A 23,260-nucleotide genomic window follows, 5' to 3' on the forward strand; every position below is an offset into this window, starting at 1 on the left:
TCTGAAGAAATAAAAGTTTGCATCACTTTTAGGAGTGCTGCCTGTTCTGCAAAATTGTGAAGAGAAGATTGATCTGGATGCTTCCAGGTATTTTTGGGTTTTACCTCAAAGATGTCCGAGCCCGGTTCTGATGATACCAAGGATGACCTAGCCGGTCGGATCTGGAGGAAGAGCTGGAGTAGGTAGGAAGCATGTCACTCTGGTCGGTCGTTGTTGGTGTTTTGGGGCTTGGCCCTAAACCACCTCTGACGACTTATTGATGTCCGTTTGCTAACCGCGCGGACCCGGATTTAATCTCGAGAAGCTGGTCTTAAAGATCAGGACACAAGTGAACCGCTCGGCGTGGTTCCAATAAAGTGGCCTGATCGAACACGTTGATGGCATCATGAGAAGGTTGGGTTGTAAAAGGTAGCCCTTCCGCTTGCTCCTCTGGGGTGAGCTATATTGATGAGCATTGGCAATGAGAACGATGAAGTGTTTTAAGGGCATTTGGTGGATGCCTTGGCATGCACAGGCGAAGAAGGACGTGATACGCTGCGAAAAGCCGTGGGGAGCTGCGAATAAGCTTTGATCCATGGATCTCCGAATGGGGCAACCCACCTTAAATACCTAGAAAGTTTAAGTCGTCTTTCGGGACGGTTTAGATTTCTAGGTATTGTTAATAAGGTATCTTGTCTTGAATACATAGGGACAAGAAGCGAACTCAGGGAACTGAAACATCTAAGTACCTGAAGGAAAGGACATCAACCGAGACTCCGTAAGTAGTGGCGAGCGAACGCGGACCAGGCCAGTGGCAATGTTGAATAAAGCTGAACAGGTTGGAAAGCCTGGCTAGAGTGGGTGATAGCCCCGTAAGCGTAGAACAGACATTGTCCTTGAGTAGGGCGGGACACGTGAAATCCTGTCTGAACATGGGGAGACCACTCTCCAAGCCTAAGTACTCGTGCATGACCGATAGCGAACAAGTACCGTGAGGGAAAGGTGAAAAGCACCCCGACAAGGGGAGTGAAATAGAACCTGAAACCGGATGCCTACAAGCAGTCGGAGGGCGCTCTTTTTAGTAAGGGGCCTGACGGCGTACCTTTTGTATAATGGGTCAACGACTTAGTGTATCTAGCAAGCTTAAGCCGGTAGGTGTAGGCGCAGCGAAAGCGAGTCTGAATAGGGCGATTTAGTTAGATGCATTAGACCCGAAACCGAGTGATCTAGCCATGAGCAGGCTGAAGGTTGGGTAACACCAACTGGAGGGCCGAACCCGCATCTGTTGCAATAGATTGGGATGACTTGTGGCTAGGGGTGAAAGGCCAATCAAACTCGGAGATAGCTGGTTCTCCGCGAAATCTATTTAGGTAGAGCGTCGACCGAATACCCTCGGGGGTAGAGCACTGGATGGGCTATGGGGACTCACCGTCTTACTGATCCTAACCAAACTCCGAATACCGAGGAGTACTAGTCGGCAGACACACGGCGGGTGCTAACGTCCGTCGTGAAGAGGGCAACAACCCTGACCTCCAGCTAAGGTCCCCAAGTCATGGCTAAGTGGGAAAGGATGTGAGGATCCCAAAACAACCAGGATGTTGGCTTAGAAGCAGCCATCATTTAAAGAAAGCGTAACAGCTCACTGGTCTAAATAAGGGTCTTTGCGCCGAAAATGTAACGGGGCTAAAGCCATGCACCGAAGCTGAGGATATGCACGCAAGTGTATGTGGTAGCGGAGCGTTCCGTAAGTCTGTGAAGGAGGACCCGTGAGGGCCTCTGGAGATATCGGAAGTGCGAATGTTGACATGAGTAACGATAAAGGGGGTGAGAGACCCCCTCGCCGAAAGACCAAGGGTTCCTGCTTAAAGTTAATCTGAGCAGGGTTAGCCGGCCCCTAAGGCGAGGCAGAAATGCGTAGTCGATGGGAACCACGTTAATATTCGTGGGCCTGGTGGTAGTGACGGATCGCGTAAGTTGTACCTCCTTATTGGATTGGATGTGCAGCGGGGCGGTTCCAGGAAATAGCTCCACCGTATAGACCGTACCCGAAACCGACACAGGTGGTCAGGTAGAGCATACCAAGGCGCTTGAGAGAACTATGTTGAAGGAACTCGGCAAATTGCACGCGTAACTTCGGAAGAAGCGTGACCCCTTTTTACGCAAGTGGAAAGGGGTGGCACAGACCAGGGGGTAGCGACTGTTTATCAAAAACACAGGGCTCTGCGAAGTCGAAAGACGACGTATAGGGCCTGACGCCTGCCCGGTGCTGGAAGGTTAAAGGGAGAGGTGCAAGCTTTGAACTGAAGCCCCAGTAAACGGCGGCCGTAACTATAACGGTCCTAAGGTAGCGAAATTCCTTGTCGGGTAAGTTCCGACCTGCACGAATGGCGTAACGACTTCCCCGCTGTCTCCAACATAGACTCAGTGAAATTGAATTCCCCGTGAAGATGCGGGGTTCCTGCGGTTAGACGGAAAGACCCCGTGCACCTTTACTATAGCTTTACACTGGCATTCGTGTCGGCATGTGTAGGATAGGTGGTAGGCTTTGAAGCGGGGACGCCAGTTCTCGTGGAGCCATCCTTGAAATACCACCCTTATCGTCATGGATGTCTAACCGCGGTCCGTTATCCGGATCCGGGACAGTGTATGGTGGGTAGTTTGACTGGGGCGGTCGCCTCCGAAAGAGTAACGGAGGCGCGCGATGGTGGGCTCAGACCGGTCGGAAATCGGTCGTCGAGTGCAATGGCATAAGCCCGCCTGACTGCGAGACTGACAAGTCGAGCAGAGACGAAAGTCGGTCATAGTGATCCGGTGGTCCCGCGTGGAAGGGCCATCGCTCAACGGATAAAAGGTACGCCGGGGATAACAGGCTGATGACCCCCAAGAGTCCATATCGACGGGGTTGTTTGGCACCTCGATGTCGGCTCATCGCATCCTGGGGCTGGAGCAGGTCCCAAGGGTTTGGCTGTTCGCCAATTAAAGCGGTACGTGAGCTGGGTTCAGAACGTCGTGAGACAGTTCGGTCCCTATCTGCCGTGGGTGTAGGAATATTGACAGGATCTGTCCCTAGTACGAGAGGACCGGGATGGACATATCTCTGGTGGACCTGTTGTCGTGCCAACGGCATAGCAGGGTAGCTATATATGGAAGGGATAACCGCTGAAGGCATCTAAGCGGGAAACCCACCTGAAAACGAGTATTCCCTATCAGGGCCGTGGAAGACGACCACGTTGATAGGAGGCGTGTGGACGTGCAGTAATGCATGAAGCTTAGCCTTACTAATAGCCCGATTGGCTTCATCGTTCTCATTGACTATGCTCATCAAGGTGCTGCGCACCTCGATGATGACATCTGTTTTGTCCTGACGCGTGAAAAACGCTCCGGACGGGCCGCCGAACGTTCGGCGACGGCCTCTGGCCTTGCGGAGCTACGCTCCGACAAACCAGACGGCAAACAAAGACGTGTTCAATTAAGACAAACGGGGGTTCGCCTCCGCCAGCTTCTCGATAAAGCGTTGCAATGGTCGCCCATTGCCACGCATACATTGCCCTTAATCGACCTGGTGGTCATTGCGGGGTGGCTGCACCCGTTCCCTTTCCGAACACGGCCGTGAAACACCCCTGCGCCAATGGTACTCCGTCTTAAGACGCGGGAGAGTAGGTCGCTGCCAGGTCTATTAAAGGCAATGCCATCCATAAGGATGGACCAAACAATCTTCTCACACATAACAAACCGGCCCCTGGCCAAACCAAGGGCCGCTCCCAAAGCGGCCTTTTGTCGTTGCTGGGGTTTAACGAAATAATGGGACGTTCGGTCTGTAGCCGGTGCGTCCCTGACAGGAGACAAATCCTAAAGGATTTGCTCCGGCACAGGCATCACAGCTTCGCTGTGATGCAGACGCGAAATTTGGCAACGCCAAATTCGCTTGGCGCGGGGTGGAGCAGCCCGGTAGCTCGTCAGGCTCATAACCTGAAGGCCGCAGGTTCAAATCCTGCCCCCGCAACCAAATTTATCTACAAATTCGACCATTCCGAATATTTACTCTTAAGCTCCTCACCATAACGGTCGAGGAGTTTTTTGCGTTTGTCTTCCGTGTCGATCTCGCCTCAAGCGATCCGGGTCAGCAGGTTATTCTGGGCGGCGGTGACCTTGCCCCCAAGTTTTATCCAGTTTTGAGTTCGTTCCAGCGGTTTGCGGTTTCTGCATTTTGTGCGGTAGCGGTGTGTTGCGGAGCGGAGCCATTCCGGCTGCTTGAGCCCGCACCACGTCGCGAGTTGCTGGTTTGAGCGAACTCGGCCGGTGTCAGCCAGCTGAGGCCCGAGTGCGGTCGATTATCGTTGTAGTCGTTGCACCAGGCGGCGACCGCTGTCGGCCAGGGGTGTTAGTTCTGGACTGAGCCTGGTCGCAGTCGGCGTAACAGCGGGTTGCTCATCATGGCTTTAGCTGATCGCACTCATGGATGAGCCAAGGAAATCTCTATGTGGACAGTGGACTTGAGCGGCCTTTCGCTGTGAATTCGGGTTCGGGGCAAAGATCTCCCGCAGTTCCTTTACAGACCAGTCGCGGCAAAGCTTTGAATAGCCCCGAGATTTGTAGACGCCTTCTTTCCTAATTTTGAGGCAAGAAGATCACCATGAGCAAATCGAATTTCAGCGAAGAGTTTAAGCGCGACGCGGTGCGTCAGATCACGTAACGGGGCTATCCGGTTGCGGAGGTTTCGCAGCGGCTTGGTGTAAGCCCGCACTCGCTTTATGAGTGGAAGAAGAAGTTCTCTTTGGCGTCTGGGAACCAGGGTAACGACCAGTCCGAAGAGATCAGGCAGCTTAAAAAGGAACTGGCGCGGGTCACGGAGGAGCGCGACATATTAAAAAAAGCGACCGCGTATTTCGCCAGGGATGCACCCCTCTCGACGATGTAAACATCGTCTGCCGGGCAATGAGTGAAGTACGCGTTCGTTGCCCAGCATCAACAGCGGTTCTCGGTGCGAATGATGTGTCGCCTGTTCCGCATCCATCCCAGCGGGTTTTATGCCTGGCTTCGGATGCCCTTGAGCAAGCGTGCCTGTGAGGACAAGCGGCAGATTGATCTGCTCCAGACGGCTTGGGAAGAGAGCGGCAGGGTCTACGGGTATCGCAAGCTTCATGACGACCTGCTCGATCACGGCGAGACATGCTGCCCCAACCAGGTTGCGCGTCTGAGGCGGATTGCCGGGATAAAGGCTCAGATCGGCTACAAGCGCCGTCCCGGAGTTGATGGCGGCAGGCCTTCCATTGTCATCGACGACACTCTGGACCGTCAATTCGACGTTGCTGCTCCGGACAAGGCGTGGGTCACGGACATCACCTACATCCGGACCAACGAAGGCTTCGCCTATCTCGCGGTGGTGATCGATCTCTATTCCCGCCGTGTTATCGGCTGGTCGATGCAGAGCCGTCAGACAACGGATGTCGTGCTGCAGGCGTTGCTGATGGCTGTCTGGAGGCGAAAGCCAAAGGAAAAGGTTCTGGTGCATTCGGATCAGGGATCGCAATTCACCAGTATGAACTGGGCAGCGTTCCTGAAGCACCACAATCTGGTTCATTCGATGAGCCGACGGGGCAACTGCCATGACAATGCCGTCGCTGAGAGCTTCTTCAATCTGTTGAAGCGGGAGCGGATACGCCGAAAGGTCTATCGCTCAAGAGACGAAGCCAGGCAGGACGTGTTCGACTACATTGAGATGTTCTACAACCCGAAGCGCAAACATGTCAGAAACGGGATGCTGTCGCCCGTAGAGTTCGAAAAGCGGCAGAAAACTTAACCCGAGGGTGTCTAGGAAACTCGGGGCTATTCAGTCTTCACTGGTCGCTTTCCTGAAACGAAGGCTCTCACTCATGCCGGATTGGGTCTCGACAAGTGTCGCCAGTCTTGTTGCCATTCCGAGGTCAGAACGATCATCGCCACCCGCGCCATTACTTTTGGTTCCCAGCACTAACCGCTCGGCGGCGATGCCTCCGAGGCAGACCGCGATCTGATCGAGATAAAATTGTTTGTCCCGTCGTCTTATGGATTGAATCTCGAAACGGGCTAGTCCGCCGGTCGACACCGCCGTTGCGCTGGAGACTTAATGGGCCAGATGCCTATCAAGATATTTACCCTAGCTGAGCCGCAGCCCAACGATAGGTGCGGCTGTCAAAATGCAAACCCACCGTGCTCAAAGACTAGCTAAATTATGTTTGAAAGGCATCGTGGGGCGAACCAGTTATTGCAGGTGCCCATCACATATGCTGCGCCGATAATGATCCGCGCACCAACGTTGTGCTCGATGCGATCGTCTGCACACATCTCTTGGTCGTCTATCGCAAAGCGGATCGGTCGCACGCTTTCTCGTCCGCTTGCGTGACGTCTTGTCTTTCACGCAGGACGCCGGCCGCCGTCAGGATATGGGCACGCATGATGGCGTAGGCAAGGAGGTCGTCTTTCAGCCGGAATGCGCGCAGCAGCACGCGATGGTCGCTGTTGCTGCGGCGCACTTCTTCCGCGTCGAACTGGTTGAAGGTCATCGTCAGAACAGCCAGGTCCATCAGTTGGGTGGCCGCACGTTCCGCATGCGCCAGCCCGGAGATCTGCAGGATGCGCAAATGCAGGCGGCGGTTTAGCGTGCTGCGCGACTGCGGCGCGGGTGTTTCGCTATCGTTACCGGTCTGTTCGATGAGGTCACATAAGGCAGCAAGTTCATCGATCTCGTCCTTGGTAATCCGCCTTGCTGCATGGGAGGCGGCTTGCGCTTCGATGTCGGCGCGGATGACAAAGCTTGAATTGAGTTCGTCGAAATTCCACGGGCGAACCATGGCGCCCACATGCGGTTTTAGTTCAATGAAGCCATCCGCGGCGAGATTGCGGAAAGCCTCTCGTACCGGCGTGCGGCTGACCCCAAGGTCTGTTGCGATGCTGACTTCGCTCAATCGATCCCTCGATTCGAAGCGGCCCGATAGTATGCAATCACGAACGTATGTATAAACGCGCTGCATCGCCGTCTCTCCGCCAGTTATGGGCTTAGATGGCTGTTTTGCAGTGATATCAGGCGTTCTACTGATCGTCATAGGTGAATTGATCCCAGTGAAAAATTTTCATGCAATCATCGAAGGTTGACATATTGCATACAACGCTGCTCTTTTGAAGGCCTGTTGGTGTGGAGGCACCTCAATCGGATCTTGCTTTTTGCTGTGGAGGAAAACATGCAATTCACGCGTCGTACGTTACTCAAGGTCGCTGGTGCGACACCACTTGTGGCCGGTTTCGGTGCCATGCCCGCCTATGCTGCGGAAGGCTATGCACACAACAAGCTGACGCTTCTCGTCCCCTTCGATACGGGTGGTTCGGCCGACCGTCTCGCCCGTGCCATCGCGCAGTTCCTGCCTTCCGAACTGGGGGATACGCCGGTGACCGTGGTCAACCGCTCGGGCGGTTCCGGTACGCTTGGCTTTACCTGGTTTTCGCGTCAGAAGGACGACGGCTCGATCGCCATGGTGGCACCGATCAATCCCTACCTCATCTCGGCAGTGCTGCGCGGGCAGGGTGGTTTGAAATGGGATGATTTCCACCACATCAACGGCCAGTGGCAGGATTACTATGTCGTTCTCGTCAACAAGGCCCAGCCCTACGAGACGCTTGAAGCGCTCCTCACCGATATTCGTGCCAATCCGGGCAAGGTGAGCTGTGCCATTATTCCAGGAGATGGCGGCCATCTTTCGGCAGTCATCATGCTGGAGAAGCTTGGGATCCCGAAGGATAACGTCAACTGGGTGACCTATGACGGCGGCGGGCCGATGCGTACGGCAATCGCCGGCGACCAGGCGACCATGACCTTCATCTCGGCGCTGGGCAGCAACGTGATTTCCGATCAGGTGCGTCCTCTTGCGGTCTACCGCGAGGAACGCGACGATGCCCGCTGGCCGGCGCCGACGATCAACGAAGCGCTGAAGCCCCTTAATGTCGAAGTTCCAGTGTTGGCGGCCGATCTGCGCTGCCTGTCCGTTCAGAAGACATTTGTCGAAAAGCACCCCGAAGTCTACGCGCAGTTGGTTGCAGCCTATCGCCGCATGCTCGACCGCCAGGATTTTCGTGATTTCGTCGCCAAGGGTGAGATAGGTGGAGATTGGCTCGGGCCGGAAGCGACCTCGGCATCGCTCCAGAAAAGCTATGCGATCTTCGAGCAATATTTTTCGCAGCTTTGAACCTGCGGCAGGATTGATCCCATGAACATCACAGCCAACAGGGCAGGCCATCTCGGCTTGCTCTTGATCTTCTTCGGCTTCGTCGTCTGGTTTGCCCACAACGCCTGGGTGGCCAGCCCGACGACGTTGAACATGTTGCTGATCGCGCCGATGGCAGTGCTCGCCCTCGTTCTCATCACGTCGATCACCTTCGGCCTTTTTCGCCATCCGGAACGGGATGCGGACGGGCCGCAGGAGGAGAGCGACGGGTCCCTGCGGCAGCGCTTTGGTGTTCCGATCGGCTGTCTGGCGCTTGCGCTCTATGTGCTCAGCCTAGAAACCATAGGTTTCGACATTGCCGGCGTGCTGTTTTGTGCAGCAACGATGTTCCTGATGGGCAAGCGCAATCTTCTGGTGATTGCGCTCTATTCCCTGCTGGTGGGTTTTGGCCCTGTCTGGATCCTCCAGCATCCGATGGGTGTTCCGGTCCACTCGTTTTTCATGGAGTAGCCGGATGTTTGATTTTCCTGCAATTCTCACCGCTTTCACGTCGCTGTTTTCCATGCCGATGGCATGGGTGGTCGTGCCGCTCGGCATCTTCATCGGTCTCGTTTTCGGCGCCATACCGGGCCTGTCGATCCCCATCGCCATGGCGATCTTCTTGCCGATGACGTTGTATATGGACTTTCTCGAGTCCATCCTTTTCATGACGGCGATCTTTACCGGCGGCGGTTTCGGCGGCTCGATTCCGGCCATTCTGATGAACGTGCCGGGAACGTCGGCGGCCATCGCGACCTGTTTCGATGGCTATCCAATGGCCCAGAAAGGCCAGCACAACAAGGCGCTCGGCCTTGCGCTCAGCGCTTCAACGATCGGTACGGCGTTTGGCTATATCATGCTGTTCGTCATCCTGGAGCCGCTGTCGCATATCGTGCTGAGGCTTGGTCCGGCGGAACTGTTCCTAGTGGCGGTCGTGGGTCTACTGCTTATCGGCCTCATGACGGAAGGCCGGTTCTGGCGCGCCATTACCGCCGGCGCCCTTGGCGTGCTGCTTGCTATGATCGGCATGAGCTCGGCTGGCACCGAGCGCGGTACGTTCGGTTCGCTCTACCTGCTTGATGGTATAGACACGAACGCCGCGATGATTGGGCTTTTTGCCGCGTCCGAGCTGTTTCTTCTCGTCAAGAGTGACTATCTCGTGAAGGGTCATGAGAACCGCAATGTCAGCATCCGCGAAATCATCAGCGGCTTCTTCTCCATTCGCCACAATCTCGGCACCCTGTTCCGCGGTTCGGCGCTCGGCGCTGGCCTCGGCGTCATCCCGGGCCTCGGCTCATCGATTGCCAACCTGGTTTCCTATAGCGTGACGAAGCGGTTCTCGAAAAACCCGCAATCCTTTGGGCAAGGCAATCCCGACGGCGTCGTGGCCGCCGAATCCGCCAATTCATCGTCGGAAGGCGGCTCGATGGTTGGCCTGCTGGCGCTCGGAATTCCGTCAAGTGCGGCGACCGCCATCATGCTCAGTGCTTTTTCCATGCACAATGTCACCGGCGGCCCACGCTTCATTTCCGATCAGAAGGATGTCGTCTACGCCATCATTGCCGGCAACCTGATCCAGACAGTGATGCTCGCTGTCATCGGGCTGCTGTTCATCCGCTTCATTGTCTATATCGTTCGGGTGCCGCTGGCATATCTGCTGCCGCCGATCGTCATCTGCACGGCACTCGGTTCCTACACGCTGACGTCGAGCATCAGCGGACCATTTACCCTGCTTGCGTTTTCGATCCTCGGTGTGCTGATGAAGCGCTACGGCTATTCGGTTGTCGCGATGGTGATCGGCCTGCTGCTTGGGTTGATGATGGAAGGCAATCTGGTGCGCACCTGGCAGCTCGGCGGCGGAAGCCTGTCGCCGCTCATCGAGCGGCCTATCTCCATTGGCATCCTCGCTCTGATCGCCCTCTCGATTGCCGGCGCTGCCTACGGTGCTTGGCGGCGCCACTCCAGTCCACAGCCGACATTGCAGGATTGAGGTCTCGGCGCTGACGATGTCAATCGATCCGGGGAGGAAAGAGCATGGACGAGATCAGGACGATAGCCGTTGTCGGCGCAGGCCTTGTGGGGCAGGGATGGGCAATTGTGTTTGCCCGCGCGGGTCTGGATGTCGCAATTTATGATGCGCGCGACAATGCCGAGGTGGTTATTCGGCCGCAGATCGAACGCGCCATTGCCGACCTCGGTGCCGGCGGCCTGTGCGATGATCCGACAGCGCTTTTGTCGCGCATTCGCTTTACCGAAACCCTCGCGGACGCGGTGGCCAACAGCGACTACGTGCAGGAATCTGCGTTTGAGCGCATCGACGTAAAGCGCGAGGTCAGCCGTGCCATTGACGCCGCACTGCCGGGCCATGCGTTTGTCGGCAGCTCGACTTCCGGTTTTCCGGGGTCCGATTTTTATGCTGACTGTGTCCATCGGGCGCGGATGATGGTGGTGCATCCCGTCAATCCACCACATCTCATTCCGCTAGTCGAAATCGTGCCGACGCCCTGGACGGCACCCGAGATGGCGATGCGTGCCCGGGCGCTGATGGAGGATGTCGGCCAATCGGCAGTGTCCTTGTCGCGCGAGGTTCCGGGTTTTGTCCTCAACCGGCTTCAGGGCGCGTTGCTGGACGAGGCGTTCGCTCTGTTTGCCGAAGGCTACGCGACGGCGGAGGATATTGATCGTACGGTTCGCGATGGTCTCGGCCTCCGCTGGGCCTTCATGGGGCCGTTCGAGACGATCGATCTCAATGCGCCCAATGGTCTTGCCGACTACGCCGAGCGCCTTGGGCCGATGTATGCAGGGTTTGCAGCCCAGCGGCAGGCAGATCGGGGCTGGACGGCGGATGCGGTGCAAAGAGCCGATGCCGAACGACGCAATATACTGCCGCCGTCTGGGCTGCTGGCCCGACGTTCCTGGCGAGACGAGATGCTAATGCGCATGGTGAAAGCCAAGAAGGACCTGCCGTCATGACGAGAGCTGCGGGTTCACTCGGCCGTCCAGCCTCCATCGATGATCATTGATGCGCCGGTCATCAGCGAGGACGCATCGGAGGCCAGAAAGATCGCCGCGCCAACCAGATCCGCCGGCTGACCTAGACGGCCAAGCTTGATTTTTGCCAGCGTCGTTCGCCGGAACTCTTCGTCTTCGAAATACGGCGCCGTCATTGGCGTTTCGATAAAGGTCGGGCAGATCGTGTTGACGCGAATGCCAAACGGATCAAGCTCGACGGCCAGTGCCTTCGTAAACCCTTCAAGCGCCCACTTGGAGCCGCAGTAAAGCGTGCGGTTTGCTGCTCCCACATGTTCCATCTGCGACGACATGTTGACGATCGAACCTTTGATGCCGTTGGCCTTCATTTTGCCCGTCACTGCCTGGGCCGCAAAGAAGGCCGCTTTGACATTGAGGTCAAACACTGCGTGGAAATCCTCTTCGGTCACCTGTGACAAAGGCATTGGACGATTGGTCCCGGCATTGTTGATGAAGATGTCGAAGGACGGTTCGGCGTCTAACTGCTGGCGGAAGCCGAAATGTTAGTGACATCGCCAACCATTGGCAGAGCACGGTGTCCCGAACGCTCGATCTCTGCGCAGGCTGCGTCGATTTCGGTCTTCGAGCGTGCACACAGAGGATAACTTCAGCGCCGGCTTCAGCCAGCCCCTCTGCAATCGCCCTGCCGATGCCGCGACCGGCACCGGTGACCAGCGCCCGTTTGCCGGTGAGGTCGAAAAGCCCGCTCATTCTGCCGCTTCACCATAGGCGACGTTTTGGACGCCATAGCGGCGCACCCGCAGATTGGCCTGTTCGGCATGCCCAACGAACCCTTCCAGCATCGAGAGCCGTGAGCAGTAGGCACCGACCTCGGTTGCCGCCTTGTCCGTAGTGACCCTCTGGTAGGAATGCGTCTTGAGGAACATACCCACCCAGAGGCCGCCGGTATAGCGCCCGGCCTTCTTCGTCGGCAGCGTATGGTTCGTGCCGATCACTTTGTCGCCGTTCGCGACATTGGTGCGGGGCCCAAGGAACAGCGCGCCGTAGGAATGCATGTTGTCGAGGAACCAGTCGTCACGGTCAGTCATCACCTGCACATGTTCGGACGCGATGTCGTTGGCAACGTCGAGCATTTCCTCATAGGTGTCGCAAACGATGATCTCCCCATAGTCTCGCCAGGAGACTGAGGCGGTGTCGGTGGTCGGCAGGATCGTCAGGATACGCTCGATTTCGGAGAGCGTCTCGCGGGCGAGATTTTCCGAATTGGTTACCAGTACGGCGGGCGAATTGTAGCCGTGCTCGGCCTGTCCAAGAAGATCGGTCGCGCACATTTCGGCATCGACCGTCTCGTCGGCAATGACCATGGTTTCCGTTGGCCCGGCAAACAGATCGATCCCGACGCGGCCGAAGAGTTGCCGTTTCGCCTCAGCAACGTAGGCGTTGCCGGGACCGACCAGCATGTCTACGGGTCGGATGGTCTGCGTACCGAGCGCCATCGCGCCAATCGCCTGGATACCGCAGAGCACGTAGATTTCATGGGCACCTGCAAGGTGCATGGCGGTCACGATGGCCGGATGAGGCGCACCTTTTTGGGGAGGTGCGGCGGCGGCGATGCGCGGAACGCCGGCGACGGAGGCGGTGAGCACCGACATGTGGGCGGAGGCGACTATCGGGAATTTGCCTCCCGGTACGTAGCAACCGACGGACTGGACTGGGATGTTGCGGTGACCGAGGATGACGCCGGGCATGGTCTCGATCTCAAGATCGGTCATCGACGCGCGCTGCGCCTCGGCAAACCGGTGAATCTGCGCCTGGGCAAAGCGGATATCGGTAAGCTCACGCTCCGAAACCTTGCTCATCGCCGCTTCGATTTCCGACGCAGACAGGCGGAAGGACGGCGGCGCATAGTTGTCGAACTTTTCGGCAAGAGCGCTCACCGCTGCGTCGCCGCGCGTCTCGATGTCCTTGAGCGTTGTCTCTACGAGCGTCCGAACCTTGGCGTCGTCTTCGGCGCGTTCGGTTTCTGGCTTGCCCCGTTTCAGATGTCTGATCGTCATGTTTCTCTCCCTTTTGATGATCGAGGTAATATGCTAGGGACATCGATTGCGAGATTTCATCCAAGTGTGAAAATAATTCATGGGACAGAAACCGACAGCCAAGCAGGTTGCCCACTAGGCCGGAGTGTCGATGTCCGCCGTCTCGCGTGCCTTCGCACCTGGGTCGCCCATCGATGCCGAAAAGCGTCAACTGATCCTGCAGGTCGCGGCACAACTGGGCTACTCGAGTCCGGCGCGACGGAGCGCAGAAGTCATATCTGCCGGAACCGTGACCCTGGTTGCCGGCGATCTTTCCAACCCCTTCTATCCGCAGGTTCTCGAAACGCTGGCCAATGCCCTCCAGGCCGTCGAGCGGCAATTGCTTGTCTACGCGATCGCGCCAGAAATCGACATGGACCGGTTGACGCCGCAAATCCTTGCAGCCCGCCCCAGGGCGCTTGTTGTGACGTCGGCCCGATTGACGTCCGGCATGGCCCAGGCCTGTCGCCAGCACGGCATCAAGGTCGTGCTTGTCAACCGCATCCAGCGCGACGTGCGCGTCAATTCAGTCTCCTGCGACAATCATGCCGGCGGCCGCGATGTCGCGACTTTCCTCCTCGGTCGTAAGCGCCGCCGGATAGGTTTCATTGGCGGCATCGCCGACACCTCGACACATCGCGACCGGGCTGAAGGATTTCGGGAGGCGTTGCAAGAAGCCGGGCACGGTGTGTTTGCCGAGGCCAGCGGCGGGTTTACCTATCGTGGTGGCTATGTCGCGGCTCATGCCATGCTGTCCAGCAGGGAGCGGCCGGACGCGCTGTTTTGCTGCAACGACATCATGGCGCTCGCGGCGATCGATGCGGCGCGCGAGCTTGGTATCGCGGTGCCGGATGCGCTCTCGATTATCGGCTTCGACGATATCCCGATGGCTGGCTGGACATCCTACAGGTTGACGACCATTCGCCAGCCGGTGCCTCGGATGATACACGAGGTGATGACCATCATCCATACCGGCGACGAGACGGATCGCGGCGAAACGGTGACGAGAATTCTGCCCGGCAAGCTGATGGTTCGCGGCAGGGCCTGATCACCGACGAACGGTCACGGCATGTAACCGCCGCCGTTTACCCAGAGGACTTGGCCGGTCATGAAGCCGCTGGCCGGCGACAAAAGGAACTCGATCGGACCGACGATGTCTTGCGGCATCGCGAGGCGTTGCATCGGGGTTGCGGTGCGGTAGGCATCGAGCGGCACGATGGACGCCTGCGCCTCATCTGACCGTCCCGTTCCGCCGCGCAGGAACGCCGTGTCGACAAGTCCGGGTGCCACCGCGTTGAAGCGAACGCGGGGTGCGTTTTCGAGAGCGAAAACTTTCATCATCGCAATTACGGCGGCCTTGGAAGCAGAATAGGCGCCGTATCCGGGTCGGATATTCGAGGCCAGACCGGAGGCGATCATCACCGCCGACCCTCCGTCTGCTATGAGCGGCAGGACAGCCTTGGCGGTCAAGAATGCGCCGCGCAGGTTGCCGCCGGTGATCTCGTCGAAATAGGCGCTCGACATGTCGCCGATCGGCTGCAGTGCCGTGTTGTAGCCGGCGAGATTGACGAAGCCGTCGATTGTCCCCGATTGCCTTGCGAGTTCGGCAAATGCCTGTTGCACGGAGCTTTCGTCGCAGACGTCGATGGCAATCCCCGGCACACCAAGCGCATGCCGGTCGAGCGATGTCGGAAGATCCAGGACCGTGACCTCGTCTCCGGTAGCGGCCAGATGCTGGACGAGCGCCCGACCGATGCCACCGGCACCACCGAGCACGGCAATGCGTCTTTTAGCGTGCGCCCCGGTCATCGGCTGGCCTCCCGCCCGATCGTACGGAAGAAGGCGATGACCTCATCTTCCGAGACCACGTCCGCATATTTGGCATTCATGTCGAACAGGTTTGCTTCGTGCGGTGCCGGGTGGCGATCGCCGCAGGCTTCGCGCACGACGCTGGTGGTGAAGCCATGCGACATGGAATCGACGCAGGAGGCGCGCACGCAGCCGCTCGTCGTCAGTCCCGTCAGGATGACATTGTCGATGCCCATCGCCGTCAGTGTCGAGGCAAGCGATGTGCCGAAGAAGGCGGATGGATACTGTTTCGAGACGATGATCTCGCCGTCCTGTGGCACAAGATCTTTCGCGAATTGGGCAGTCTTTTGGCCGTTGACGAAACATGACAGCGGTTTCGCCTTTTCGAAGAAGCGGCCCCCGTTGAGGCCGCCCTTCTGGTAGGTCACTTCCGTGAGGATGACGGGTATCCCTTGCTCATGGGCGACTTTGCGAATGCGCAGAGCAGATGCCAAAGCCCGGTCCACTCCAGCATAGAGCACGCAATCGGGATCGAAATAGCCCTGTGCGAAATCGATGAGGACCAGCGCCGGAGACCGGCCGAAGCCGACCTTGTTGTCGTAGGCAATTTTGTAATTCTCATCGAGATCCTGGGCCATGGTCGTTCCTTCAGATTTCAGCGTATCGGCGGTCGAATTCCCAGACGTCCTCGAAGCCGAGCAGCTTGTTGAACTCGGCAAACGAATAGAGATCGATGTCCGGCGAGGTGATGCCGTTTGTTTTCAGATCCTTGAAGGCCTTGTCGAGCACCGCGCCGACAGCCAGGAAGCCAAGAGCCGGATGGATAGCGATCGAATAGCCGAGTTCCTTCAGCCGATCGGCCGACAGAAGCGGGGTGCGGCCGCCATTGACCATGTTGGCAAAGAGCGGCGCATCAATCCGCTCGGAGACCGTGCGCATTTCGCCCTCTGATTCGGGTGATTCGACGAACACTACGTCGGCGCCAGCTTCCCGGTAGGCGTCGCCCCGCCGGATTGCCTCGTCGAGGCCGAGTGATGTGCGCGAATCCGTGCGGGCAATGATCAGGAAGTCGCGGCTGGAGCGGGCGTCGCTCGCCACCTTGATCTTGCGCACCATGTCTTCGAGCGGGATGACACGGCGGCCCGGCGTGTGGCCGCATTTTTTCGGGAATTCCTGGTCCTCGATCTGGATGGCGCTGACGCCGGCGTCCTCGTAGCCGCGGATCGTATGGCGGACGTTGAGGAGGCCACCATAACCGGTGTCGGCGTCGGCAATCACCGGTGTCTTGGTCATCTTGACGATCTGGGCGATACGCTCGACCATGTCGCGGTAGGTGGCGATGCCGGCATCCGGTAGGCCGAGATAGGATGCAACCGTGCCGTATCCGGTGACGTAAAGTGCCTTGAAGTCGCTCCGGTCGGCAATCAGCGCGGAGATCAGATCGAAAACGCCGGGAGCGAGGATGAAGTCCTTGGCCTCTAGGGCCTGCCGAAGTCGTGGATCTGCCATGGGATGTATTCCTTCCTGATGATTGTCTTTTTTGGGTGGATGTCAGTGCTCGGCCAGCAAGCGGCCGAAATCTTCAAAGCGATCGTCAATGCCGGCTGCCCGCAGCATCGACCAGAACGTCGCCTGGTTGGAGGTGACGACCGGAACACCGAACTCGGCCTCCAGGGTCGTGATCAGCGGCAATGTCGGGAAATCCGTGCAGGTGATAAGGATGGCCTCGCTGCCCGGCACGAACGTATCGCGCACATGGGCTGCCACCGTCGCCAGCGGCGTCTCAGCGATGCGCACATAGTCGGCCGCGCCTGTTGCGCCAATGCCGAGGCCGACCAGGTTTTCGACGATGAAACCGTTTTCCGTAAGGAATTCGGTTTCGTGATGATTGAGGGCGTCGTGATAGGGCGTCGCGACCGACAGGCGGGTGACGCCGAGCATGTGCAACGCCTTGACGATCGCTGCCGATGTGGTGACCGCCGTTACGCCGGCCGAGGATGTCAGGCTGTCTGGCAGCGATTGCACCGGATTGATCATTGAGCCCGCCGTGCATGCATAAGCAACGGCATCGACGCGCGCCATTTTGAGCATGGTGAAAACGCCCTGCAGGTCGTGCATCAGGCCAGCCTTGCCTTCAACGCTTGTCGTGTCGGGATGAAGCGGCATGCGATGCGTATGGAACGTCACGCCCGGCGGCATCATGACCGACCATTCGGCCTCGTTGACGGTGTTGGTGGGCGGCGTTATCAGCCCGAGCTTGGCTCTGTAGCTGTACACGGACCGGTGCCGGTCATTCATGATAGACTCCATATGTCGTAATGACTGTTACCTAGATGTGCTTTATTGTCCATACATTACGGCGCGTGTTAACACGTCCGATGCCTACCTCGTTATGCAGGGACCCCGTGTCGCCGGCCGACAAACTGTTGTAGGGAAGCCGGATGATTTGCATGCCTGAAACGCCAGACCGGATGAACCGATGACTGCACAAGAGCCTGCTGGTCCTGCCGAGAAGTTTGCCGAAGGCTTGCCGCGCTATGCGCAGATCCAGAGAATTCTCGAGGAGCGGCTGATCCAGGGGGTCTATCCGATCGGCAGCCTGCTGCCCGCGGAGTTCGAACTTTCGGCCGAGTTCAACACCAGTCGCACGACGATCCGAGAGGCGCTTCGATATCTTCGCGAGCGTGGCTACGTGGAACGCCGGCAGGGCATCGGCACACGGGTGATCTCCGATACCTCCCGCTCCACGTTCTCGCAGTCGTTCGGGTCGCTTGACGAACTCTTCCAGGTTGCCATCGAGACCTTCTATGTCGTCATGGAGGTCAAGCCCGTCGTGCTTGATCGGGAAACGGCGGATCTGATCGGCGGGTTGGCTGGCGAGGAGTGGATCCTGATCAACGGTGTGCGCTGGACCGAACCCGGCGGCAAGCCGATCTGTTACGTGCAGAGCTACGTGCCGAAGCGCTTCGAACACGTCGTTGCGGAATTTCCGGGCCACCAGGGACCGTTCTTTGAGCTGTTGGAGCGGCACGCCGATGGCACGATCGAAGAGGCGGTGCAGGAGATCCGCGCCCTGCCGATGCCGCAGGACTTCATTCGCCAGCTTGGTCTGAAGCCGGGATCCTGGTCGCTGCAACTGCTTCGCCGCTACGTGACGGAAGGCGGCGTGCTGATTGCATCGTTCAACTGGCATCCGGCAGACCAGATGACCTATGTCATGCGCATCTATCGCAGCAAGCCGAAGCAGGCCGATTGACCGCCTGCCGGTTGCTTGGCGTCTCACCGCGCTCATGGCACCCAATCAGGTGCGAAACCATCCGGTGTTCGGGCAATTTTCATCGCCGAATATTGTCGCAGATGCGCCGGTATCAGCAGGTCGTCGGTGCCGGCAACACGATCGAGCAAGGTCCGGCGCGTGGCAATGGCGATCTCCGGATCGCTGCAGAAGCGGCTGGCCCAGTCCGGCTGATAGACCTGAACGGGGCTATGTATCGCATCGGCGCAAAAGAAAGCCTTGCGCGCTCCTTCGCAGAGGCAGAGGCCGAGTTGTCCGGTCGTATGACCGGGGAGCGCCATCAGCGACAGGTTTCGGCCAAGCTCAAAACCATCGTCGACCCATTCGGCAATTCCTGCCTCGACGACCGGAAGCACGCTGTCGTTGAACGCTCCGTGGTTGTGGTGGCCCGGCGCCTTTGCCTCCTCGGCCTGCCATGTGTCGAATTCAGTGCGGCCGATGAGATAGCGCGCCTTGGGAAAGGTCGGGACCCAGCGCCCATCGACCAGCTGCGTGTTCCATCCGACGTGATCGGCGTGAAGATGTGTGCAGAGCACGATATCGACGTCCTGCGGACGAAGGCCAGCTGCCGCCAGAGGGGTGAGATAGCCTGTCGCCTGTCGCTGATGCCAGTCTGCGCGGCGCGGCCTTTGCTTGTGTTCGCCGATGCAGGTGTCGATCAGGATCATCAGGCCGTTGACCCGCAACAGATGGCTGTGCACGCCAAGCAGAATGGTCTCGGCATCAAAGTCCACATGGTGCGGCGAGAGCATCGCTGCGTGGGCGCGCAGGACTTCGAGCGATCGGCCCGGAAACAAGAGATCGACGGGCAGGACAAAGGGATCGAGGTCGGTCATTGTGTCGATCGTCGCATCGCCGAAGGTGAGCATTGAGCTGATCCCGTTACATGATGGCCGGCTTGTCGACCGACGGAGAGCGGCTGGCGGCTGCGGCATCAGGCGCCGGCAGGGCGTCATCCCAGAACCTTGCGATATAGCGTCCCCCTGTCATGCCGTTGGAGGCGTCGGACGCCAGCCACAGGATTGCCCGGCGCATGATGGTAGCCGGAAGCAGATTGCCATCGGCACCCTTCTTATCGGGGCTCGGCGGCAAGAGATCGGTGTCGGCCGCGCCCCCCGGAAGGTAGACGTTGACATCGACGCCGGTCCCTTCGAGATCCTGGGCCCAGACCCGCGAAGCGGCCTCTATCATCGCCTTGCTGGGGCCATACGGAGCGTAGCCGCGCCGGACCATGGTCTGGTCGCTGGTCGAAATGTTGATCACCTTGCCGAAACCTTTGGCGACCATTGCCGGGACGGCGGCACGCGCCATGTGGAAGACGCCGTTGACATTGGCGTCGACGATGTCCCGCCAGGCTGCCGGGTCTGTCTCCCAGAACCGTGTGGGCTTCGTGTTGAAGGTTTCGCTGACCCGGCGCATGCCAAGGCCTGCGTTGTTGACGAGGACGTCAATGCGCCCGAAAGCTTCGACCGTCTGGGCGACCGCCGCCGCGCAGGCCGCGTAGTCGCCGACATCTGCCGTCAGTCCGATTGCGTCGCCACGACCAACCCGTCGTGCTTCGGCAACCGTGTCGTCGAGAGCCTGGCCGGGGCGTGAACCGAGAACCGCGACCGAGGCGCCGGACTCTGCCAGCGCCAGGACCATTTCCCGACCTAACCCGCGCGAGCCGCCGGTCACGAGCACCCGTCGTCCGACCAGAGACGTATTGTCATGAGTCATCGCATTAGGCCTCCGCCAGACCGAGACGGGGCATACTGCGTGGCTCGCGGGCAATGATGGTAGTCTTCATTTCCGTGAACATTGCCTGCGAGCCCTTGGCTCCCTCGCGCCCGAGGCCCGATTGCTTGTAGCCGCCAAATCCTGTCCGTAGGTCCCGGACGATCGGTGTATTGACCAAAACCGTCCCGGTTCTCAGCGCCGACGCTGTTCGCATGGAGCGCTGCAGATCCTGCGTCCATACATAACCGACAAGGCCGAAATCGCTGTCATTGGCGCGTCCGATGACCTCCTCCTCGTCATCGAAGACCTGAATGGCAGCGAATGGGCCAAAGATCTCCTCCTGGCATATCGACAGGGCATTGGTGGGTGCGAGCATCGCCGTCGGCTCGAAATAGTATCCGGCGTTCACCTTGGAATACCGCTCGCCGCCAGCCAGTAGCGTTGCCCCTTCCGCCAGGCCGCTTTGCGCATAGCGCGCCATGCGCTCGCGCTGGGCGTGGTTGATCATCGGGCCGATCTCTGTTCCCTGCAGGGTCGGGTCGCCGATCCTCAGAGCTTTCACACGGCGGGTGAATGTGTCGACGAAGCGATCGGCAATTGATCGTTCGACGAAGATGCGGCTGCCCGCCAGGCACATCTGGCCATTGTTCATGAACGAACTCATCAGCGCGGCATCGATCGCGCGGTCGAAATCGGCATCTGCAAAGACGATGTTGGCGGATTTGCCGCCGAGTTCCATGGCAGAACCCTTGATGCCCTTGGCAAGCGTCCCGAGGATCGCCGCGCCGGTGACGGTGCCGCCGGTGAACGACACCATGTCGATGCCCGGATGCGAAACCAACGCCGTCCCGGTCACCTGGCCGCGACCGTTGACGAGGTTCATCACGCCGTGCGGCAGGACACCGGCAATGATTTCGAACAGGCGCGTCACGGTGAGCGGCGTCAGCTCGGACGGTTTGACGACGCAGGCATTGCCGAACGCGAGCGCGCCGGCGATCTTCATGGCGGTCAGTCCGAGCGGCATGTTCCAGGGGCCGATGAGCGCGCAGACGCCGATCGGCTCAAAGGTGACGATGCTCATCAGCCCAGGTTCCTGGGTGAAGACATCGCCGCCGCTCTGGTTGATATATTCGCCGAAGAACCGGAAATTGTAAGCGGCACGCGGAATGTGGACTGCGCGCGTCTGGCTGAGCGGTATGCCGGTATTGATGGTTTCCAGCATCGCCAGCTCGTCGGCATGGGCAAGTATCGCGTCGTGGATGGCCATCAGCGCGGCCTGGCGCTCGGCAACCGTTGCTCGTCCCCACGGACCTTTGTCGAAGGCGGCGCGGGCGCTCAAGACCGCGCGGTCGACCTCGTGGGCAGACGATTCGTATAGCGTTGCCACCCGTTGCTCGGTCGTAGGGTCGATGACCGGCATTTCTTCGACGGCTTTGGGCTCCGTGAAGGCGCCATTGACATAGCCACTGATGCGGAGCGGTTTGCGGGTCAGTTCGTCGCGGAGTTTCGACACAAGGGTGTTCCTCGTCTTTATCGTTTGGGTCCGCGACCGTGGTCGCGCGGTCTCGGTTTGGTGGAAAGAATATGACCGGACATTGCAGCGGCGGCCCACTCACTGTTGCGGGCCGTGAGGGCGGCAAGGATGTCGCGGTGCTGGGCATTGGAGCGGGCGACATTGACCTTCTGGTCCATGACGAACTGCTTGACAAGAATGAGCGGCAGGGCGGCGGCCGGTGCCGTCAGCCGCTGCAACTGGGCCGATCGGGTGGCGACGATGATGACCGTGTGAAACTGCGTATTGAGATCGAGGAAGCGTTGCAGCATGGCATTGCCGCTGTCGCTTTCGATCTCCGCCATGGCGTCGATCAGCTGCTGAAGTCTGTCGAGTTCGGCGGGCGTGATCTTCTGGGCGGCAATCGAAGCGGCATAGGCTTCGTGCTGCGCCCGGATGTCGAAGATGATCGACACTTCCTCGGCGGTGAAATGGGTAACGAACCGATGACGGTTGCTGACCGTCGCCAGACCTTCTGCCGCCAGCCGCCGAAGTGCCTCGCGAACCGGCGTTCGGCTCGTGCCGGTCATCGACGCCAGCATCTCTTCCGGAAGATGGTCGCCAGGTTTCAGCCGTCCACCGAGGATCGCGTCACGGATCCCCTGATAGGCTTTTTCCACCGGCCGCTGCTGATCCGCGTCGTCCAGTTCAACCGGGTGTTCGTCCTCCGGAATGTCTGTCATGCCGTACCTGCTCCGATGTGATCCTGGTGATTTGCAAGATACCAGTCGGCGATCTCTTGCCGCGTTGCAAACCAGACGTCGTCGAACTGTTTGGCGTAGCGGATGAAATCGCGCAAAGCGCGGATGCGGTATGGCTGGCCGATGACGTGCGGATGGAGGCCGACATTCATGAACTTGCCGGTCGCAGCGCTTTCGGCGTACAGCCAGTCGAACTGCTCCTTGAACATCTGCAGGCCACCCTCGGCGCCGAGACCCTGGCGCAGGAAGCTGAAATCGTTGACCTCGGACGTGTAAGACACAGAGACGATCGGCTTGCCGCTGCGAGTATTGACGAGATAGGGCTGATCGTCGTTCAGCAGGTCGCAGATAAAGGTCAGGCCTTCCTCCGCCAGGATGTCGATGGTGTTCAAGGTCGAGCGCAGCGAGCTGGACAGCCAGCCTTTGGCCTTGAAGCCGCAGAATTCTTCGTAGACCTTCAGCGTCGCGCGGATCACCTCGCGTTCGGCCGCCTCGTCATGCATGTTGTCGGTCAGCAATTCGCTTTGCACATAGTTATGGGCGACGATCTCCCATTTGCGGTCAAGCGCTGCCTGGACGACCTGCGGTCGTTCGAGCGCCATCTTGGCATTGACCGTGCAGCTTGACGGGACGCCCTCCGCATCGAAGACGTCGAACATCCGCCACACGCCGACCCGCTGACCGTATTCCCGCCAGGTGTAGTTGGCGTTGTCGTAAACATTGCCGGGCAGGTCTCCGCCGACGATGCTCGGGCCGCCTGGATAGAAGGGCTTCGGCGTGTCACGAACCGGATCCCAATATTCGAAATTGGTGGTGAGGATGATGGCCATGCGCTTGCCATTCGGCCAGCGGAGCGGCTTTCGTTCAGTGATCGGAATGAAATCGTAGTGCATGGCCAAGCCTCC

The 23,260-nt window shown here is 58.8% G+C and carries 20 protein-coding genes, 1 tRNA gene, 2 rRNA genes and 2 pseudogenes; 10 read left to right on the forward strand and 15 right to left on the reverse strand.

The window, feature by feature from the left end:
• Nucleotides 1–468: 468 nt before the first annotated feature.
• The 3 genes from ACQY1J_RS00020 to ACQY1J_RS00030 all read left to right on the forward strand — a co-directional run bounded on the left by ACQY1J_RS00020 (nt 469) and on the right by ACQY1J_RS00030 (nt 3,985).
• Nucleotides 469–3,282, forward strand: a 23S ribosomal RNA gene (locus tag ACQY1J_RS00020).
• A 255-nt stretch (nt 3,283–3,537) separates the two neighbouring features.
• Nucleotides 3,538–3,652, forward strand: a 5S ribosomal RNA gene (gene rrf / locus ACQY1J_RS00025).
• A 256-nt stretch (nt 3,653–3,908) separates the two neighbouring features.
• A tRNA-Met gene (locus ACQY1J_RS00030) sits at nt 3,909–3,985 on the forward strand.
• Nucleotides 3,986–4,141: 156 nt separating this feature from the next.
• On the opposite strand, the pseudogene ACQY1J_RS00035 reads toward ACQY1J_RS00030, so the two are convergent.
• Nucleotides 4,142–4,339 (reverse strand): annotated as a pseudogene (locus ACQY1J_RS00035) (integrase core domain-containing protein); the annotation flags it as partial.
• Between the two features lie 273 nt (nt 4,340–4,612).
• On the opposite strand from ACQY1J_RS00035, the pseudogene ACQY1J_RS00040 reads away from it, so the two are divergent.
• Nucleotides 4,613–5,779, forward strand: a pseudogene (locus tag ACQY1J_RS00040) (IS3 family transposase).
• 30 nt (nt 5,780–5,809) lie between these two features.
• Here the strand turns inward: ACQY1J_RS00040 and ACQY1J_RS00045 are convergent.
• Both ACQY1J_RS00045 and ACQY1J_RS00050 read right to left on the reverse strand, forming a co-directional pair.
• Nucleotides 5,810–6,064 (reverse strand): hypothetical protein, encoded by a 255-nt coding sequence (locus ACQY1J_RS00045; protein ID WP_430249597.1) that lies wholly within the window; start codon nt 6,062–6,064, stop codon nt 5,810–5,812.
• A gap of 250 nt (nt 6,065–6,314) precedes the next feature.
• Nucleotides 6,315–7,061, reverse strand: a complete 747-nt coding sequence (locus ACQY1J_RS00050; protein ID WP_430249599.1) for a GntR family transcriptional regulator — start codon at nt 7,059–7,061, stop codon at nt 6,315–6,317.
• 135 nt (nt 7,062–7,196) lie between these two features.
• Here ACQY1J_RS00050 and ACQY1J_RS00055 point away from each other — a divergent pair, with 135 nt between their 5' ends.
• Genes ACQY1J_RS00055 through ACQY1J_RS00070 form a run of 4 tightly spaced genes read left to right on the forward strand, consistent with a single transcriptional unit; the run spans nt 7,197 to nt 11,186 of the window.
• Entirely contained in the window at nt 7,197–8,195 is a 999-nt protein-coding gene (locus tag ACQY1J_RS00055) for a Bug family tripartite tricarboxylate transporter substrate binding protein (protein WP_430249601.1), read from the forward strand.
• A 21-nt stretch (nt 8,196–8,216) separates the two neighbouring features.
• Nucleotides 8,217–8,684: a tripartite tricarboxylate transporter TctB family protein gene (locus ACQY1J_RS00060; protein ID WP_430249603.1), complete on the forward strand. Its 468-nt coding sequence runs from the start codon at nt 8,217–8,219 to the stop codon at nt 8,682–8,684.
• 4 nt (nt 8,685–8,688) lie between these two features.
• On the forward strand, nt 8,689–10,203 hold the full coding sequence (locus tag ACQY1J_RS00065; protein WP_430249604.1) for a tripartite tricarboxylate transporter permease: 1,515 nt from the start codon (nt 8,689–8,691) through the stop codon (nt 10,201–10,203).
• Nucleotides 10,204–10,247: 44 nt separating this feature from the next.
• Complete coding sequence (locus ACQY1J_RS00070; RefSeq protein WP_430249605.1) at nt 10,248–11,186, forward strand: 3-hydroxyacyl-CoA dehydrogenase; 939 nt, start codon at nt 10,248–10,250, stop codon at nt 11,184–11,186.
• Nucleotides 11,187–11,200: 14 nt separating this feature from the next.
• Here ACQY1J_RS00070 and ACQY1J_RS00075 read toward each other — a convergent pair whose 3' ends face one another.
• The 3 genes from ACQY1J_RS00075 to hisD are packed head-to-tail and all read right to left on the reverse strand — an operon-like array spanning nt 11,201 to nt 13,261.
• Complete coding sequence (locus tag ACQY1J_RS00075; protein WP_430249606.1) at nt 11,201–11,668, reverse strand: SDR family NAD(P)-dependent oxidoreductase; 468 nt, start codon at nt 11,666–11,668, stop codon at nt 11,201–11,203.
• Nucleotides 11,622–11,954 carry an SDR family NAD(P)-dependent oxidoreductase gene (locus ACQY1J_RS00080; RefSeq protein ID WP_430249607.1) on the reverse strand — a complete coding sequence of 111 codons (333 nt, stop codon included), beginning with the start codon at nt 11,952–11,954 and terminating at the stop codon, nt 11,622–11,624. The genes ACQY1J_RS00075 and ACQY1J_RS00080 overlap by 47 nt, the downstream gene beginning before the upstream one ends.
• Nucleotides 11,951–13,261 (reverse strand): histidinol dehydrogenase, encoded by a 1,311-nt coding sequence (gene hisD, locus ACQY1J_RS00085; RefSeq protein WP_430249609.1) that lies wholly within the window; start codon nt 13,259–13,261, stop codon nt 11,951–11,953. The genes ACQY1J_RS00080 and hisD overlap by 4 nt, the downstream gene beginning before the upstream one ends.
• 130 nt (nt 13,262–13,391) lie before the next feature.
• Between hisD and ACQY1J_RS00090 the strand changes: the two genes are divergently transcribed.
• Entirely contained in the window at nt 13,392–14,327 is a 936-nt protein-coding gene (locus ACQY1J_RS00090; protein ID WP_430249611.1) for a LacI family DNA-binding transcriptional regulator, read from the forward strand.
• 14 nt (nt 14,328–14,341) lie between these two features.
• On the opposite strand, the gene ACQY1J_RS00095 is transcribed toward ACQY1J_RS00090, so the two are convergent.
• From ACQY1J_RS00095 to ACQY1J_RS00110, 4 genes are read right to left on the reverse strand one after another with little or no spacing between them, the layout of a single operon-like run.
• Nucleotides 14,342–15,088, reverse strand: coding sequence for an SDR family NAD(P)-dependent oxidoreductase (locus ACQY1J_RS00095; RefSeq protein WP_430249613.1), 747 nt, complete (start codon nt 15,086–15,088; stop codon nt 14,342–14,344).
• The gene (locus tag ACQY1J_RS00100) at nt 15,085–15,726 is read right to left on the reverse strand and encodes an isochorismatase family protein (protein WP_430249615.1); all 642 of its coding nucleotides are present in this window, start codon (nt 15,724–15,726) and stop codon (nt 15,085–15,087) included. Before ACQY1J_RS00100 ends, ACQY1J_RS00095 begins: the two co-directional genes overlap by 4 nt.
• Before the next feature lie 10 nt (nt 15,727–15,736).
• Complete coding sequence (locus tag ACQY1J_RS00105) at nt 15,737–16,597, reverse strand: isocitrate lyase/PEP mutase family protein (protein ID WP_430249617.1); 861 nt, start codon at nt 16,595–16,597, stop codon at nt 15,737–15,739.
• A gap of 42 nt (nt 16,598–16,639) precedes the next feature.
• On the reverse strand, nt 16,640–17,386 hold the full coding sequence (locus tag ACQY1J_RS00110; protein WP_430249619.1) for a maleate cis-trans isomerase family protein: 747 nt from the start codon (nt 17,384–17,386) through the stop codon (nt 16,640–16,642).
• A gap of 181 nt (nt 17,387–17,567) precedes the next feature.
• Here ACQY1J_RS00110 and ACQY1J_RS00115 point away from each other — a divergent pair, with 181 nt between their 5' ends.
• Nucleotides 17,568–18,344, forward strand: a complete 777-nt coding sequence (locus ACQY1J_RS00115; protein ID WP_430249621.1) for a GntR family transcriptional regulator — start codon at nt 17,568–17,570, stop codon at nt 18,342–18,344.
• A gap of 32 nt (nt 18,345–18,376) precedes the next feature.
• Here ACQY1J_RS00115 and ACQY1J_RS00120 read toward each other — a convergent pair whose 3' ends face one another.
• The 5 genes from ACQY1J_RS00120 to ACQY1J_RS00140 are packed head-to-tail and all read right to left on the reverse strand — an operon-like array spanning nt 18,377 to nt 23,248.
• A complete protein-coding gene (locus ACQY1J_RS00120; protein ID WP_430249623.1) occupies nt 18,377–19,252 on the reverse strand; it encodes an MBL fold metallo-hydrolase in 876 nt (291 codons plus the stop codon).
• Between the two features lie 13 nt (nt 19,253–19,265).
• A complete protein-coding gene (locus tag ACQY1J_RS00125) occupies nt 19,266–20,102 on the reverse strand; it encodes an SDR family NAD(P)-dependent oxidoreductase (protein ID WP_430249625.1) in 837 nt (278 codons plus the stop codon).
• A gap of 4 nt (nt 20,103–20,106) precedes the next feature.
• On the reverse strand, nt 20,107–21,615 hold the full coding sequence (locus ACQY1J_RS00130) for an aldehyde dehydrogenase (protein ID WP_430249627.1): 1,509 nt from the start codon (nt 21,613–21,615) through the stop codon (nt 20,107–20,109).
• A 17-nt stretch (nt 21,616–21,632) separates the two neighbouring features.
• Nucleotides 21,633–22,337 carry a GntR family transcriptional regulator gene (locus ACQY1J_RS00135; protein ID WP_430249629.1) on the reverse strand — a complete coding sequence of 235 codons (705 nt, stop codon included), beginning with the start codon at nt 22,335–22,337 and terminating at the stop codon, nt 21,633–21,635.
• Complete coding sequence (locus ACQY1J_RS00140) at nt 22,334–23,248, reverse strand: hypothetical protein (RefSeq protein ID WP_430249631.1); 915 nt, start codon at nt 23,246–23,248, stop codon at nt 22,334–22,336. The genes ACQY1J_RS00135 and ACQY1J_RS00140 overlap by 4 nt, the downstream gene beginning before the upstream one ends.
• Nucleotides 23,249–23,260 lie beyond the last annotated feature (12 nt).

The organism is Neorhizobium sp. DAR64860/K0K1 (assembly GCF_050500205.1).
Classification (GTDB): domain Bacteria; phylum Pseudomonadota; class Alphaproteobacteria; order Rhizobiales; family Rhizobiaceae; genus Neorhizobium; species Neorhizobium soli.

Excerpts from the sequence above, each read along its gene's own strand:
- hisD (WP_430249609.1), bottom strand. The coding sequence starts at position 13,261 with ATGACGATCAGACATCTGAAACGGGGCAAGCCAGAAACCGAACGCGCC.
- ACQY1J_RS00080 (WP_430249607.1), bottom strand. The coding sequence starts at position 11,954 with ATGAGCGGGCTTTTCGACCTCACCGGCAAACGGGCGCTGGTCACCGGT.
- ACQY1J_RS00090 (WP_430249611.1), top strand. The coding sequence starts at position 13,392 with ATGTCCGCCGTCTCGCGTGCCTTCGCACCTGGGTCGCCCATCGATGCC.
- ACQY1J_RS00120 (WP_430249623.1), bottom strand. The coding sequence starts at position 19,252 with ATGCTCACCTTCGGCGATGCGACGATCGACACAATGACCGACCTCGAT.
- ACQY1J_RS00115 (WP_430249621.1), top strand. The coding sequence starts at position 17,568 with ATGACTGCACAAGAGCCTGCTGGTCCTGCCGAGAAGTTTGCCGAAGGC.
- ACQY1J_RS00060 (WP_430249603.1), top strand. The coding sequence starts at position 8,217 with ATGAACATCACAGCCAACAGGGCAGGCCATCTCGGCTTGCTCTTGATC.
- ACQY1J_RS00075 (WP_430249606.1), bottom strand. The coding sequence starts at position 11,668 with ATGCCTTTGTCACAGGTGACCGAAGAGGATTTCCACGCAGTGTTTGAC.
- ACQY1J_RS00135 (WP_430249629.1), bottom strand. The coding sequence starts at position 22,337 with ATGACAGACATTCCGGAGGACGAACACCCGGTTGAACTGGACGACGCG.
- ACQY1J_RS00095 (WP_430249613.1), bottom strand. The coding sequence starts at position 15,088 with ATGACCGGGGCGCACGCTAAAAGACGCATTGCCGTGCTCGGTGGTGCC.
- ACQY1J_RS00100 (WP_430249615.1), bottom strand. The coding sequence starts at position 15,726 with ATGGCCCAGGATCTCGATGAGAATTACAAAATTGCCTACGACAACAAG.
- ACQY1J_RS00140 (WP_430249631.1), bottom strand. The coding sequence starts at position 23,248 with ATGCACTACGATTTCATTCCGATCACTGAACGAAAGCCGCTCCGCTGG.
- ACQY1J_RS00055 (WP_430249601.1), top strand. The coding sequence starts at position 7,197 with ATGCAATTCACGCGTCGTACGTTACTCAAGGTCGCTGGTGCGACACCA.
- ACQY1J_RS00125 (WP_430249625.1), bottom strand. The coding sequence starts at position 20,102 with ATGACTCATGACAATACGTCTCTGGTCGGACGACGGGTGCTCGTGACC.
- ACQY1J_RS00065 (WP_430249604.1), top strand. The coding sequence starts at position 8,689 with ATGTTTGATTTTCCTGCAATTCTCACCGCTTTCACGTCGCTGTTTTCC.
- ACQY1J_RS00105 (WP_430249617.1), bottom strand. The coding sequence starts at position 16,597 with ATGGCAGATCCACGACTTCGGCAGGCCCTAGAGGCCAAGGACTTCATC.
- ACQY1J_RS00110 (WP_430249619.1), bottom strand. The coding sequence starts at position 17,386 with ATGAATGACCGGCACCGGTCCGTGTACAGCTACAGAGCCAAGCTCGGG.
- ACQY1J_RS00050 (WP_430249599.1), bottom strand. The coding sequence starts at position 7,061 with ATGACGATCAGTAGAACGCCTGATATCACTGCAAAACAGCCATCTAAG.
- ACQY1J_RS00070 (WP_430249605.1), top strand. The coding sequence starts at position 10,248 with ATGGACGAGATCAGGACGATAGCCGTTGTCGGCGCAGGCCTTGTGGGG.